This window comes from Streptomyces sp. NBC_00510 (assembly GCA_036013505.1).
In the GTDB taxonomy this organism is placed as follows: Bacteria; Actinomycetota; Actinomycetes; order Streptomycetales; family Streptomycetaceae; genus Actinacidiphila.
This window is the reverse complement of record CP107851.1, coordinates 3,718,864-3,733,499: the sequence shown is the minus strand read 5'-3', so window position 1 is coordinate 3,733,499 and position 14,636 is coordinate 3,718,864. Positions and strand designations below refer to the sequence as shown.

11 protein-coding genes are annotated in these 14,636 nt (G+C 73.4%); 3 read left to right on the top strand and 8 right to left on the bottom strand.

Going from position 1 to position 14,636, the window contains the following annotated elements; translation table 11 throughout:
• Positions 1-96 precede the first annotated feature (96 nt).
• Complete coding sequence (locus OG937_16340; protein WUD73148.1) at positions 97-2,586, top strand: ATP-binding protein; 2,490 nt, start codon at positions 97-99, stop codon at positions 2,584-2,586.
• Between the two features lie 89 nt (positions 2,587-2,675).
• On the opposite strand, the gene nucS is transcribed toward OG937_16340, so the two are convergent.
• Entirely contained in the window at positions 2,676-3,338 is a 663-nt protein-coding gene (gene nucS / locus OG937_16335) for an endonuclease NucS (protein ID WUD73147.1), read from the bottom strand.
• Between the two features lie 186 nt (positions 3,339-3,524).
• Here nucS and OG937_16330 point away from each other — a divergent pair, with 186 nt between their 5' ends.
• Positions 3,525-3,917: an SCO5389 family protein gene (locus OG937_16330; GenBank protein ID WUD73146.1), complete on the top strand. Its 393-nt coding sequence runs from the start codon at positions 3,525-3,527 to the stop codon at positions 3,915-3,917.
• 53 nt (positions 3,918-3,970) lie between these two features.
• Here the strand turns inward: OG937_16330 and OG937_16325 are convergent, their stop codons facing one another.
• Positions 3,971-4,996 carry an LLM class flavin-dependent oxidoreductase gene (locus OG937_16325; protein WUD73145.1) on the bottom strand — a complete coding sequence of 342 codons (1,026 nt, stop codon included), beginning with the start codon at positions 4,994-4,996 and terminating at the stop codon, positions 3,971-3,973.
• 213 nt (positions 4,997-5,209) lie between these two features.
• Here OG937_16325 and OG937_16320 point away from each other — a divergent pair, with 213 nt between their 5' ends.
• Positions 5,210-5,533: an ATP/GTP-binding protein gene (locus tag OG937_16320; GenBank protein ID WUD73144.1), complete on the top strand. Its 324-nt coding sequence runs from the start codon at positions 5,210-5,212 to the stop codon at positions 5,531-5,533.
• A 28-nt stretch (positions 5,534-5,561) separates the two neighbouring features.
• On the opposite strand, the gene OG937_16315 is transcribed toward OG937_16320, so the two are convergent.
• From OG937_16315 to OG937_16290, 6 genes are all read right to left on the bottom strand, one after another.
• Positions 5,562-6,431 carry an ABC transporter permease subunit gene (locus OG937_16315; GenBank protein ID WUD73143.1) on the bottom strand — a complete coding sequence of 290 codons (870 nt, stop codon included), beginning with the start codon at positions 6,429-6,431 and terminating at the stop codon, positions 5,562-5,564.
• On the bottom strand, positions 6,428-7,666 hold the full coding sequence (locus OG937_16310; protein WUD73142.1) for an ABC transporter ATP-binding protein: 1,239 nt from the start codon (positions 7,664-7,666) through the stop codon (positions 6,428-6,430). The genes OG937_16315 and OG937_16310 overlap by 4 nt, the downstream gene beginning before the upstream one ends.
• Positions 7,667-7,779: 113 nt before the next feature.
• Positions 7,780-8,556 (bottom strand): ABC transporter permease, encoded by a 777-nt coding sequence (locus OG937_16305; protein ID WUD73141.1) that lies wholly within the window; start codon positions 8,554-8,556, stop codon positions 7,780-7,782.
• 1 nt (position 8,557) lies between these two features.
• The gene (locus OG937_16300) at positions 8,558-9,544 is read right to left on the bottom strand and encodes an ABC transporter ATP-binding protein (GenBank protein ID WUD73140.1); all 987 of its coding nucleotides are present in this window, start codon (positions 9,542-9,544) and stop codon (positions 8,558-8,560) included.
• A 131-nt stretch (positions 9,545-9,675) separates the two neighbouring features.
• Complete coding sequence (locus OG937_16295; protein ID WUD73139.1) at positions 9,676-10,608, bottom strand: cellulose-binding protein; 933 nt, start codon at positions 10,606-10,608, stop codon at positions 9,676-9,678.
• 103 nt (positions 10,609-10,711) lie between these two features.
• Positions 10,712-14,548: a hypothetical protein gene (locus OG937_16290; GenBank protein WUD78765.1), complete on the bottom strand. Its 3,837-nt coding sequence runs from the start codon at positions 14,546-14,548 to the stop codon at positions 10,712-10,714.
• Positions 14,549-14,636: the final 88 nt, after the last annotated feature.

The window sequence follows — 14,636 nt, the reverse complement described above, 5'->3', positions numbered from 1 at the left end:
GAGCCGGACCGGTCCCACGGCGCAACCGCGGGCCCGGTGGGGCCTCGCCGCGACGCATATGGGGGGCGGAGACTAATGGACCCACACGGACCCGACATGACCGGTGACGAGTACGGCGCACAACAGGACTCCACGGGCTTTGCCGACGCGACATCGGCCGGCGGCGCGGAGGACGGCACCGCGCCGACCCCGCGCGTCGGCCGGCCGCCGCGCGACCCGCTCGCCCTCGAGGTCGGGGCGGGCACGGGGGACAGCGACGCGCCACGCGTCGTCGAACTCCTCGTGGGCGACTGCAGGCTGACCCTCAACCCCGTCGACGGGAGCGAGGTCAGCTCCCTCGCCCCCGGCGACCTGCCCGCACCCGTACGGCGCACGGCGGACGAGCGCGCCGCGCTGACCGCCGCCGCCCGGCCGACGGAGCCGCCGGGGCCACGCGCCCCCGAGCTCCCGCTGCTGGAGCGCGAGGAGGAGCGCAAGCGCCTGGTGCGGCTGCTCTCCCGGGGCCGTTCGGTGCGCGTCACCGGGCCCTCCGGCGCCGGCCGCAGCGTGCTGCTCGACGCGGTGGCCCGGGCCTGCGAGGACCTCGCCCCCGACGGCGTGATCCGGCTCTCCGGCTACCGGCGGACCCCCAGCGACCTGCTGCAGGAGCTCTTCGCCACCGTCTACGACACCGAGGACTACCGCCCCGACCGCAGCCGCCTGCTGGAGCTGCTGCGCGACATCGGCGGGGTCGTCGTCCTGGACGACCTGGAGTTCGGTGGCGCCTCCCTGGAGGAACTGCTCGCGGCGGCGCCCGAGTGCGCCTTCCTGTTGTCCGCGACGCCCGACGTGCCGGCCCCCGCCGGCGACTCCCTGGTCGAGGAGGTCTTCCTCCCCGGACTGCCCCGGGTCGCCTGCCTGGAACTGCTGGAGCTCTCCGCGGGCCGCCCCCTGGTGGAGGAGGAGACCGCCTGGGCGGCAGACCTGTGGTTCGAGTCCGAGGGCCTGCCGCTGCGCTTCGTCCAGGCCGGTGCGTTGCTGCGGCAGCGCGACGCGCTCGGGGCGGAGATCCTCGCGGCCGACGAGTCCGTGTGGGGCGACGTGGAGGCGGCGGACGAACTCCCCGTCGACGCGCCCTTCGACACCGAGCCGGGCGCGTCGGCCTCGCACGTGCCGCTGCCCTCGCTCGCCGAGAGCGCCGCGCCCGCCGCCCTGCTCGCCTCCCGCCTCGGCGCCTCCGCGCAGGAGGCGCTGCGTTTCGCGGTGGCCCTGGGCGGCGAGTGCCCGCACCAGGCGCACCTGCCGGCGCTCGTCGGCGACACCCACGGAGACGCCGCGCTCGGCGAGATCGTGGCCGTCGGGCTCGCCGTCCCCGTCGCGGCGCACCACCGCCTGGCGGCCGGTGTGAGCCGCCAACTGGCCCTGGTGGACGGACTGGCCGCGGAGGCCGCCGCCGAGGGCTCACCGCAGGCGCTGGCCGCCGCCCAGCACTACGCCTGGTGGGCCGGGCACCCCTCCGTCACCCCGAGGCGCGTCGCCGCCGAGGCGGAGGCCATCCTGGCCGCCCTGAGCGCCGCCCGCGACGGCGGGCACACCAGCGCGGCCGTGCTCCTGGCCCGTACGGTGGCGCCCGTCCTGGCGGCCGCCATGCACTGGAGCGCGTGGGAGCGCGCGCTGCGTGTCGGCCAGGAGGCCGCCCGGCTCGCCGGGGAGGTGGCCGAGGAGGCGTACTTCCTCCACGAACTCGGCGTCCTGGCGCTGTGCCTCGGCAACCTGGACCGGGCCCGCAGCGAACTGGAGGCCTCGATAGCCCTGCGCGGCGCCCTCGCGGACCGCCAGGGCACCACGGTGGGGCGCCGCACCCTCGCGCTCGTCGTGGACCGCGCGGGCGGCCCTGTGCCCGGCACGGGCCTCGCGGGCGTCGAGACCCCGGCGACGGGCACCGACATATCCGAGGCGCCCACGACGATCATCAGCAAGCGCCTGGCCGCGGCGGCCGCCGCCCCGCGCCGGATCGCCCTCACCGGCTCCCGCCGCAACCTCGTCGCCGTCGGCGCGGGTGCCCTGCTGGCCGCCGTCCTCGGCACCGTGGTCACCCTCGGCACGACGGCCTCCGGCGGTGACCAGAACACACCCATGAACGTCAAGCCGGTCGAGTCCGCACAGGAGGACGACGCGGACGACGGCTTCCCGGCCGAGGACGCCCCGAGCCCCGGCTCCAGCCGGCGGCCCAGCCCCTCCGCGAGCGGCACCACGCCGGGTTCCACCGGCACGCCGGGCGCGCCGGGCGGTGCGGTCGACCCGGGTACGGGCGGCGGGGAGACCGAGCAGCCGGGCGGCGGGGAGACGTCGACCAAGGGCAGCGGCGGGTCGAACACGGGTCGGCCGAGGCCGACGCACAGCACGTCCCGTCCGCCGACCTCGACGACGAAGCCGCCGACCTCGACTCCGTCGACGCCGCCGCCGGCCACCGAGTCGCCGACGACCACGCCGACCGAGACGCCTCCCAGCGACACCACCAGCGCCAGCGGGCCGTCCGAGACCGCGGTCACCACCACGGATCCCGGTACCCCGGTGGACGCGTCCGCCCCCGGAACGATCGCCTGACCGGCGCGCGCGTCACGGCGCGGCCACGGTGGTCTGCCGACCGCCGGGCCGCGCCGTGGCGCTTCCCGCGGCCGTGCAGGGACCTGGCGTCAGAAGAGGCGGAGCTTGTCGTCCTCGATGCCGCGCAGTGCGTCGTAGTCGAGGACGACGCAGTCGATGCCGCGGTCCGTGGCGAGGACGCGCGCCTGCGGCTTGATCTCCTGGGCCGCGAAGACGCCCTTCACGGGCGCCAGCAGGGGGTCCCGGTTGAGGAGTTCGAGGTAGCGGGTGAGCTGCTCGACGCCGTCGATCTCGCCGCGGCGCTTGATCTCGACGGCGACGGTCGTGCCGGACGCGTCCCGGCCCAGGATGTCCACCGGGCCGATGGCCGTGGGGTACTCGCGGCGGACGAGGCTCCAGCCCTCGCCGAGCACCTCCATGCGGTCGGCCAGCAGCTCCTGGAGGTGGGCCTCGACGCCGTCCTTGATCAGGCCCGGGTCGACCCCGAGTTCGTGCGTGGAGTCGTGCAGCACGTCCTCGATGGTGATGATCAGCTGCTCGCCGGCCTTGTTGGTGACCGTCCAGACCCCGTCCTCACCCTCCTTGAGCGTGCAGGGCGGCGACATCCAGTTCAGCGGCTTGTAGGCACGGTCGTCGGCGTGGACGGAGACGCTGCCGTCGGCCTTGACCAGGAGCAGCCTGGTGGCCGACGGCAGATGGGCGGAGAGCCGGCCCGCGTAGTCCACGGAGCAACGGGCGATGACGAGACGCATGGTCGGCAACGTTACTCGCTACCGGGCGCGGTCGGAAAATGGCCTGTTGTGAGCGCTCCCGCCTAGTGTCATGGGACCTCTCCGCCTACGGTTGTGGGTGGAGGCCGTCGCGCGGGAGAACTCTGGGCGGCTTCTCTCCGTAGTCCGTCTGACTCCTCGGACAGGGGGGTCACGAGAGGAGTACTCATGTCGCTCGACGTCTCACCGGCCCTCCTCGAACAGGCCGAGCGAGGCGAGGTCGACGAACGGGAATTCGTCGACTGCGTCCGGACTTCCCTGCCTTACGCATGGGACATGATCAGCTCTCTGGCGGCACAACTCAAGGTGGACGGCGGCGAGTTCGCCGACAACCAGGTACCTCCGCCGGACGAGCACGCGCGCGGGCAGCTGCTCCGCGCCCTGGCGAGTGACGCGATACGGGGGGCCCTGCAGCGGCACTTCGGGGTCCGGCTGGCGTTCCAGAACTGCCACCGGGTCGCGGTGTTCCCGCTGGACCCGGCGGTCGACGGGCGTTACGCCACCTTCACCTCCGTACGCGCACAGCTGCTGAACCAGTCCCCGGAACTGCGGGACTGCTGAACCGGGCAGGGTGCTCCCGCCGTTGGTCGCACCACTGCTCTTTGATGTTTCAATCAGGCCAATTGCGGGAGCACTTCGCTGCCGAGCCGCGCCACGTTCTCCTCGGTGGCCGCGAGATCGCCGGACCCTTCGACGAGCAGGGCGAAGCGGCTGATGCCGGTCCGCTCGGCGGTGGCGGCCAGCCGGTCGGCGCACAGCGCGGGCGGGCCCACCGGGTGGAGGTCGCAGAGGAGTTCGGTGTAGGCGAGCGGATCGCGCATCGTCCGGGGCCGGCCGTCGACCGTGCGGTGCGCGGCGAGGCCCCGCTGGAGCCAGCCGGGCATCGCCTTGGTGAGGGTCTCCACGGCGTCCGCGCGGCGGTCCGCGATCTGTACGACGCCCGCGGAGACATGTTCGGCCGTGGCCACCATTTCGGGTGAAAGCCCCGCATCGCGCGCCTCGGCCTGCCACATTGCGACCATGGCAGCTTTGTCCTCGTCGCCACAGTGCATGCCGAGCAGCATCGGCAGACCCCTGCGTGCCGCGAGCCGGACGCTGCCCGGCGAGGTGCAGGCGACGACGACCGGCGGCCCGCTGGGCTCCTCGAACTCGTCCGCCCGCGGCACGACGTCGACCTCGCGGAAGGCGAATCGTTCACCCGAGGCCTCCACGCGCGGCTCCCGGAGCCAGCGCAGCAGCAGGTCCAGCGACTCGGGGAAACCCTTCTCGAAGGCGGCGAGTCCGGCGCCGAAGACCTCCAGGTCCACCCAGGGGCCGCCGCGGCCCACGCCCAGCGTGAAGCGGCCGCCCGAGGTGATGTGCAGCAGCGCCGCCTGCTCGCCGAGCGCCACGGGGTGCGCGGTCGGCAGGACGCTCACGGCCGTACCGATCCCGATCCGGTGCGTCCTGCCCAGCAGCAGCGCGGCGAGCGTCACGGCCGACGGACACACGCCGTACGGCACGAAGTGGTGCTCCGCCAGCCATACGGAGTCCAGCCCGGCCTTCTCCGCCGCCTCTGCGGACCGCACCGCGCGGTGCAGCGCCTCCCCCGGTCCCTGCCCCGGGAACTGGGCGGCGAGGACGAAAGTACCGACACGCATCGTGCTTCACACCTTCCTCGGTGGCCGACACGGCTCCCCTACTGGCATTAACGCCTGACACGTGCCAAAGGCACGGTCCGCGCACCGCGATTTCATGATTTTCGCGGCGATGGCCGGAATGCGGGGTTCCCCGACCGCGTACCCGGCGCCGTCCGCGCTACGCGTAGGCTGGTTGGCGGCCCGAGTCCCCCGAACCGCATGAGGTGTGTGCCCGTGTCCCCGCGCCGAAACCGCCCCCGAGGCGCCGCCGGCAGAGCCGAGGAGCGTCCCGAGGCCGGACCGGCCAGGGGCCCGGAGCGTGTGGAGAGCTGGCAGGGCGAGCAGTGGACCGTCCGCCAGCTGAGCGGGAGTCCGGGCGGCAAGCACTACCGCTGCCCCGGGTGCGACCAGGAGATCCCGCCGGGCGTCGGGCACCTGGTGGCCTGGCCGGAGCACGGCGGCGTGGAGGACCGGCGCCACTGGCACACCGCCTGCTGGAACGCCAGGGACCGCCGGAGCGCACGGCTCCAGCGGTCCCGAAACGCCCCCCGGTACTGACCGCGGGGCGGACGCCCGGTGACCCGGGTCAGACGTCGCGCTTGGTGAGCGCCGCGTAGGCCGCACCCAGGGCGACGGCCGTGATGATCGCGAGCCCGATCAACTGGCGCACGCCGTCGGCGTCGCCGTTCTCCAGCATCGGCATCTGGTAGAGCGACGCGATGGCGTTGGGGGAGGAGTACTCGATCAGCTTCTCCTGCACCTTGCGGAGGCTGTCCGACTGCATGAAGATCGCGATGATCAGCGGCAGCAGGACCACGCCCATCATCGTGGTGATCGCGCCCGCGGAGTGCCGCAGCAGCGCGCCCACGGCCAGCGAGAGCAGCCCGAGCAGCGCCACGTACAGGCCGACGCCTACGGTGGCGCCCAGCCACTGGGTGCCGCTGGCGGTGGTGAGGCCGTCCTCGATGACGAGCCGGGCGCCCACAAAGGTGTCGTCGCCCACGGACCTGCCGCCGAAGGTGGCGTAGTTCATCAGCGCGGTGAGCGCGCAGGCCACCGTGGTGACGGTGAAGGTCAGCGCGAAGAAGACGATCGCCTTCGCGGTGAGCACCCGGCCGCGCTGCGGGCACGCGGTGAGGGTCGTGCGGATCATGCCCGTGCCGTACTCGGAGCTGATCACCAGCACGCCGAGGGTCATGACGCAGAGCTGGCCGAGGAGCACCCCGAACAGGCCGAAGCCGAGCACCGGGTCGGAGACGTTCTCGGTCGAGCCCAGAGCGACGACGAGCAGGTTGATGCCGAGGATCAGCAGCAGCATGACGCCGAGCGTCCACAGCGTGGAGCGCACCGTACGGATCTTGGTCCACTCGGACTTCAGCGCGTGGCCGAGGTGGGTCCTCTGCACCGGGACGGTGGAGGAGAACTGCGGAGCCGGGCTGTAGACGGGGGCGGTCATCGGGCGTCCTCGACGGGCTGGGTCGGCTGCGGGGCGGGCGGGGCGGGCGGGGCGGCGGGAGCGGCGGGCGGCACCGGCACGCCGGGCGGCACGGGCGGCTGCGCGTACGGGTTCACGGGCGCGGCCGGCGCCGCGCCGGGAGCCGGCGGCACCGGCGCCGCGTACGGCGGCTGCACCGGGGGCTGCGGCTGCGGGTGCCCGTAGCCGTATCCGTACGGCTGCTGCTGCGGGACGGACTGCGGGTACGGCGCCTGCGGCGGCATGCCCCAGCCGCTGGGCGCCGGCGCACCGCCGGGCTGCTGCAGGCCCTGCCGCGGGTCGGCGGTGGAGCGGTAGTCGACGGCGCTGTTGGTGAGGCGCATGTAGGCCTCCTCGAGCGAGGCCTGGTGGGGCGAGAGCTCCCACAGCCGCACCTCGGACTCGTGGGCGACCTCGCTGATCCGCGGCAGCTCAAGACCGGTCACGCGCAGCGCGCCGTCGTGTTCCTGCTGCACCTGCGCGCCCGCGTCGGTCAGCGCCTCCGTCAGCTTCTCGCGGTCCGCGGCCACGTCCGGGGTGCGGACCATGGCGAAGCCGGTGGAGTTGCGGGCGATGAAGTCCTTGACGCTCATGTCGGCCAGCAGCTGCCCGCGGCCGATCACGATCAGGTGGTCCGCGGTGAGCGCCATCTCGCTCATCAGGTGCGAGGAGACGAAGACCGTACGGCCCTCCGAGGCGAGCTTGCGCATCAGATGGCGCACCCAGTGGATGCCCTCCGGGTCCAGACCGTTGACCGGCTCGTCGAAGAGCAGCACCTCGGGGTCGCCCAGCAGCGCCGCCGCGATGCCGAGGCGCTGCCCCATGCCGAGCGAGAAGCCCTTGGAGCGCCTGCGCGCGACCTCCTGCAGGCCCACCACGCCCAGCACCTCGTCCACCCGGCGGGCCGGGATCCCGGACAACTGCGCCAGGCACAGCAGGTGCTGGCGCGCGCTGCGCCCGCCGTGCACGGCCTTGGCGTCCAGCAGCGCGCCCACCCGGCGCGGGGCGTTGGGCAGCTGCCGGAACGGCTGTCCGCCGACGGTCACGCGTCCGGCCGTGGGGGTGTCCAGGCCCAGGATCATCCGCATCGTGGTCGACTTCCCGGAGCCGTTGGGCCCCAGGAAGCCGGTCACCATGCCGGGCCGCACCTGGAACGACAGGTTGTACACGGCCGTCTTGCTGCCGTAGGTCTTGGTGAGGCCGACTGCCTCGATCATGCTCCGCCCCTCGACGAACAGTCCGCGGGGCGGCGCTCGCCCCCATGAGGATTAGGAGGCTAGCGGGGTGGGATCGGTTCCCGCCCCGTGAGGGCGGAATTGCCCGGGAACGGTCAGGCGTCCCGCTTCTTCAGCAGCGCGTAGCCGCCGATCAGCGCGACGACCACCCACAGCGCCATGATGCCGAGTCCGCCCCACGCGCTGTACGGGGCGGGGTCGTCCGGGGCGATCGTGGCCCGCATGATCTTGCTGCCGGCCTGGTCCGGGAAGTACCGGGCCACCTCCTTGGCGCCCGGCACCGCCGAGAGGATCCCGGAGATCAGGAAGAAGAAGGGGATGAGGATGCCCAGCGAGACCAGCGGGCTGCGCAGCATCGTCGCGACGCCGACCGCGAAGAGCACCATCAGCGTCATGTAGAGGCCGGCCCCGAAGACCGCGCGCAGCACCCCCGGATCGCTGATCGAGGTGTCGAGGTCACCGCCGAGGATGGCCTGCCCGATGAAGAAGGAGACGAAGCTGACGATCACCCCGAGGACGAAGGTGATGCCGGCGGCGACGGCGACCTTGGAGAGGTAGAAGCTCGCACGCTGCGGCACCGCCGAGAGCGAGGCCCTGATCATGCCCGTGCTGTACTCGCTGGAGATGATCAGCACGCCGAAGGTGATCAGCGCGAGCTGACCGAGGAAGAGACCGGACAGGCTCTGGCTGGTGGCGTCGAACTGGGCGCGGGCGGCCTCGTCGATGTTGTCCCACTGGGTACGGAAGAGCAGGCAGAACAGACCGCTGATGACGATGGTCAGGACGGCGGCGGACGCCAGCGTCCACACGGTCGACCGGACGGTCCTGACCTTGGTCCACTCCGACTGCAGAACAGCGGTGGTCGCTGCCATGTCAGGCTTCCTTTCCGGTGTTCGTGTTCCAGGCGGCGCCCCACTGGGGCGCGGGAGCCGCGGCCTCACCGGCCTCCGCCGCCGCCCCACCGGCGTGGTACTCCACCGACTCGGCGGTGAGTTGCATGAAGGCCTGTTCCAGGGAGGCCTGCTGGGGGCTGAGCTCGTGCAGCACCAGTTGGTGCCTGGCGGCGAGTTCACCGATCTTGGCGGACTCGGTGCCCTCGATCTCGAAGGCCCCGGCCTCGCCGACCACCGCGGTGATCGACGCGGCCGCCAGCGCGTCCTTGAGCTTCTCCGGCTCGGGGGTGCGGACGCGCACGTAGGAGCGGGAGTTCTCGGCGATGAAGTCCGCCATCGTCGTGTCCGCCATCAGCTTGCCGCGGCCGATCACGATCAGGTGCTCGGCGGTCAGCGCCATCTCGCTCATGAGATGGCTGGAGACGAAGATCGTGCGGCCCTGCGCGGCCAGCCCCTTCATCAGGTTGCGGATCCAGTGGATGCCCTCCGGGTCCAGTCCGTTGACCGGCTCGTCGAACATCAGGATCTCGGGGTCGCCGAGCAGCGCCGCCGCGATGCCGAGCCGCTGTCCCATGCCGAGGGAGAACCCCTTGGAACGCTTCTTGGCGACGGGCGCGAGACCGACGATCTCCAGCACCTCGTCGACCCGCCGGCCCGGGATGCGGTTGGACTGGGCCAGGCACAGCAGGTGGTTGTACGCCGTGCGGCCGCCGTGGATGGCCTTGGCCTCGAGCAACGCCCCGATGTGTTTGAGCGGTTCGTGGAGCTCGCGGTAGTGCTTGCCGTCGATGCGGATGCTGCCGCTGGTCGGATTGTCCAGGTCCAGCATCATGCGCATCGTCGTCGACTTGCCCGCCCCGTTGGGGCCGAGGAAGCCGGTGACCACCCCCGGCCGCACCGTGAAGGTGAGGTCGTCCACCGCGGTCTTGTCGCCGTACCGCTTGGTCAGCCCCTGCAGCTCGATCATGCCGCATACACTATTTGGCCGCGGCGCGCGATGCACGCGGAATTCCCGCCCCCGTTTGCGCTCCCGCACACGACCGAGCCCCCTGCCGAGGGGACAGGGGGCTCGATGTGCTCCGGAAGACCGGTGGGACGTCAGCGCTGGGCCGGGACGCCGCGCGAGACGGGCTCGTCGTCGGCAGGGGCGCCGGCCGCGGCGACCGCCGCACCGGTCAGCGTGGCCAGCATCTCGCGGACGTTGGTCAGCTGGGCGTTGATGCTGTCGCGGCGGTTGGTGAGCGCCGCCAGCTCGCGCTCGGATTCGCTGCGGATGCGGTCCGCCTTGGCGTTCGCGTCGGCCACGATGTCCTCGGCCTGGCGCTGGGCGGTCTCCACCGTCTGGCGGGCGCGGCGCTCGGCGTCGGTGCGCAGCTTCTCGGCCTCCAGGCGGAGCTGCTCGGCGCGGTGCTCGATCTCGGCGAGGCGCTTCTCGGCCTTGGCCTGACGGGACGCCAGGTCACGCTCGGACTGCTCGCGGCGCTTGGCCAGGTTGGTCTCGAAGTCGGCCGCGGCCTGGGCCGCCTTGGCGCGGGTCTCCTCGAAGAGGGCGTCCGCCTCCTCGCGCTTGGCCTGCGCGTCCTTCTGCGCGTCGGCGCGCAGCTGGCCGGCCTCACCCTTGGCCTTCTCGACGATGCGCTCGCCCTCGTCCTCGGCCTTGGTCTTGCGCTCGGCGGCGTAGGACTCGGCGTCGTTGCGCACCTGGGTGGCGGCGGACTCGGCCAGCTCGCGGTGCTGCTCGGCGGCGCGGCGGGCCTCCTCGCGCAGGTCCTTCGCCTCCTCCTCGGCGAGGCGGAGGATCTTCTCGACCCGCGCGCCGAGACCGGCGTACGACGGCTCGGCGTCGTTGACCTGCGCCTGCGCGTTCTGGGTCTCGAGGTGGAGTTCCTCGATGCGCTTCTCCAGCGCATTGATCCGGGCCAGTGCACTGTCACGGTCGGCGACGAGCTTGGTGATGCGGTCGTCCACCTGCCCGCGGTCGTATCCGCGCCGCACGAGCTCGAAGCCGAAGGGGGAGGAAGTGTCGCTCATGGGGTTCCTGTCAATTCAGACCGGGTGGGGTGATAGGGGGAATCCTAGGGGCCCAAGCGGCGTGTCTTACAGTCACTGTCCAGTAACTGTGCACAATGACCGCTCAATCGAGTGGCGCATCGTCGGACCGCTTGCTCCCTGTCCGGGTCGTGCCGGCCGCTGCACCTGCAGTGACCGTGTTCTTACCGTTCTGCGTGACGTTCTGACTGTTGCTCTTTCCCCCGTCGATCGGCTGCTGGAATGACTCCAGTGCCTCAAGGACATCCTGCACGCGGGTGATCTCCGCGTTGATGTCCTGGCGGCGCCGGCTCAGCACCTCGAGCTCCTTCTTGCCTTCGGTCACGATGCGCTCGGCCTCGACGCGGGCCTCGCTCCGCACCCGCTCCGCCTCGCGCTCCGTGTCGTTCTTCTTCTGCTCGGCCCCCTTGAGCAGCTCCTCGGCCTTCTTCACCGCGGCGATGCGGACCTTGCTGGCCTCGGCGCTCGCGGTGGACCGGGTCTCCTCGGCCCTGGCCTCCGCGTCCGTGACCAGCTCGCGGGCCTTGGCCTCGGCCTTCTCCAGCTGCTCGGTGGCGGCCTCGACCAGCTTGTCGACCCGCTCGCCCGCCGACTTCATGGTGGCGGCCGACTCGCTACGGGCCCGCTCGTGCAGTTCCTCTACCTCGGCCTCGACGCGCTGCCGCAGCTCCTCCGCGCGCTCGCGGATGGCGGTGGCGTCCCTGCGGGCCTCCTCCAGCAGCGTGTCGGCGTCCGTACGGGCCCGCTCCACCATGCCGTTGCTCTCGGAGGTGGCCTCGCCGACGATCCGGTCGGCCTCCTTGCGGGCGGCGCCGACCATCGTGTCGGCCTGCTCCTCCGCGGTGGTGCCGATCTTGAGCGCCTCGCCCTGCGCCTGGGAGATGAGTTCGTCCGCCTGCCCGGCGGCCTCGGCGCGGCGCTTGTTGGCGTCCTCGCGCGCCTCGTCCCGGATCCGGTCGGACTCCGAGCGGGCCGCCTCGGCGTCGCGCTCGGCGGAGTCGAGGGCGTCCTTGGCGAGGATGCCGAGCCGCTCGGCCTCGGCGCGGGCCCTGGTGATCAGCTGGTCGGCCTGCTGGGCCGCCTCCGTGCGGCGCTTGTTGGCCTCGTCGCGCGCCTCATCGAGGATGCGGCGGGCCTCCGCCTCGGCGGTGCCCAGCGACTCCTCGGCCGCACGGCGGCGCTCCTCGGCGTCGCGCTCGGCGGAGTCGAGGGCGTCCTTGGCCAGGATGCCCAGCCGCTCGGCGTCGCGCTGCGCCTTGCCCACGGTCTCCTCGGCCCGGGCGGCGGCGTCGGCGCGGAGCCGGTCGGCCTCCTCGATCGCCTCGGTGAGCAGCCGGTCGGCCTGTTCGGCGGCCTCCACCCGCTGCCGGTTGGACTCGTCGCGGGTCTCCACCCGCAGCCGGTCGGCCTCCTCGATCGCCTCGCCGACCGTGCGGTCGGCGAGCTGCCGGGCCTCCTCGGCCTCCTCCTGCGACTCGCGCCGCAGCCGCTGGGCGTCCTCGGTGGCGCGCTCGCGCTCGGCGTTGGCGTCCGCGTGCAGCCGGTCCGCGGCCTCCTGGGCCTCGGACTGCAGGCGTTCCGCGGCGTGCTCGGCCGCCGAGCGCAGCCCGGCGATCTCCTCCTCGGCCTGCTCGTGCAGCCCGTTGACCGAATCCCGCACCTGCTGGGCGGTCTGCTCGGCCGCGCCGACCAGCTCGGCGGCGTGCCGCTCGGCCTCGGCGACCAGCCGTTCCGCCTCGGCGCCGGCCTCCTCCACCCGCTTGCGGGCGGCCGCCAGCAGCTCCTCGCCCTCGCGACCGGCCTGGGCGCGCTCCTGCTCCGCCTCGCCGCGGGCCGCGGCCAGCAGCTCCTCGGCCTCCCGGCGGCGGCGTGCGGCCTCCTCCTGGGCGGCGGACAGCGCCTCGGCCGCCTCGGCCCGCAACCGTCCCGCGGTCTCCTGCGCCTCCGAGCGGAGGCGGTCGGCGGTCTCCTGCGCCTCGGTGCGCAGCTGCTCGGCCTCGGCGGCGGCGTCGCCCCGCAGCCGGACGGCGAGCTGCTCGGCCTCGGCCCGGGTCTGCGACGCGTCGGCCGCGGCCTCGTCCCGCAGCCTCAGCGTCTCCTGCTCGGCCTGCTCCTGCAGCGCCCTGACGCGCTCGGCGACCTCCGTGCGCAGCGTGGCCGCCTCCTCGGCGGTCTCGCGGCGCAGCCGCTCCGCCTCGGTGCGGGCCTCGCGCAGCGCCTCCTCGGCCGCGGTGATACGGCGCTCGGCCTCCTCGCGCAGCCGGACCAGATCGGCCTCGGCGTCGTCGCGCAGCCGCTGGGCGGCCCGTTCGGCCTCCTCGCGCAGCACCTGGCCGGCGCCCTCGGCGTCCTCCCGTACCTGCTCGGCCTGCTGCTCGGCCTCGGTGCGCACCTGCTCGGCCTCGCCACGGGCGCGCTCCAGCAGCTCGTCGGCCTGCCTGCGCAGCCCCGCGGCGCGCTCGATCGCCTCGGTACGGGCCTTCTCGGAGTCGACGGTCGCCTTCTGCCGGTGCTCCGCGGCCTCGGCCTTCGCCTTGGTCAGCAGCTCCTCGGCGGACCGGGCCGCCTCCTCGATCTGCTGCACGGCCTCGCGCCGCGCCTCGCCGCGGATGCGCTCGCCCTCGGCGACCGCCTCGGCGCGCAGCTGCTCGGCCTCGCCGCGCAGCCTGCGGGCCTCCTCCTGCAGCTCGACCGTCTTGGCGCGGTACTCCTTGGTGTCGTCCTTGGCGGTGCCGAGCAGCTCCTCGGCGGACTCCTCGGCCTGGCCGCGCAGCCGGTCCGCCTCGGTCTCCGCCTCGCGGCGGATGCGCTCGGCCTCCTCGCTCGCCGCGCGGGTGGTGGCACGGGCGTCCTCGGTGGCCTTGTTGAGGACGTCCTCGGCGGTGCGGGCCGCCTTGGCGAGGGCCGCCGCCGCGTCCTCGGCCGCCTCGGACTTGGCGGTCTCCTGGGCCTGGCTGTGCAGCCGTTCGGCCTCGGTCTTGGCGTCGGCGAGGATCTGCTCGGCCTCGGCCTTGGCGGCCTCCGCCTCCTTGGTGGCCTCGGCGACCAGCCGGGCCACCTCGGCCCTGGCCGTACGGGTGCGCTGCTCGTTGTCGGCGTCGACGGTGGCCAGCCGCTTGGCGGCGTTGGCCGCCGCCTCCTCGCGCAGCCGGTCGGACTCGCTCTGGGCCTCGCGCAGCTTCTCCTGGGCCTCGCGCAGCTTCTCCTCGGCGGAGCGGGAGAGCTCGCCGGCCTGGGTGCGGGCGTTGTCGGTGTCGCTCTGGGTCGAGGCGCGCAGCTGCTCGGCCTGGCTGGTGGCCTCCTGGGCCTGGCTGGCCGCGGCGTTCAGCAGCCGCTCGGCGTCCGCGCGGGCGCGGCGCAGCAATTGCTCGGCCTCGGCGCGGGCGGTCGTGGACTCCGACTCCAGCCGGTCGCGGGCGCCCTCGGCGATCCGCTGGGCCTCGGCGCGGGCGGCGGCCAGCGCGGCCTCCGATTCCGTGCGGGTCTCCTCCATGAGCCGGCGCGCCTGCGACTCGGCGCGGGCGCGCAGCTGCTCGGCCCAGGCCACGTTCTCGTTGACGTGGCTCTCGACGTTGGTGCGGCGATCCGCCAGCTCCTCGTCCAGCCGCCGGCGGCGGGCGACGGCCTCGGCGTGCCACTCGGCCTCCACCCGGGCCTGGTGCTCGGCCTGCTCCTGGAGCAGCCGCTGGGTGGCCGCGCGCGCCTCGCGCAGCTCCCGCTCGGCGTCGGCGCGCAGCTGGTCGGCCTGGATCTGGGCGTTGCGCAGCAACTGGTCGGCCTGGTGGCCGAGGTTGTCGTAGGCAGGACGCGTCGCGAGGTTGCGGCGCGCCTCGTGCAGCTTGGCGCGCAGCACCTCGACCTGGTAGCCGAGGTCGTCGGCATGCTGGACGACCTTGTCCCGCTCCTTACGAAGCCGCTCCATCTCGGCCTCGAACTGCGAGAGGTGGTCGTCCTCAACCTCGTAGCGGTCGTAGCCCCGCACTCCGCGGTCCCATCCGTCTCCTGGTGTA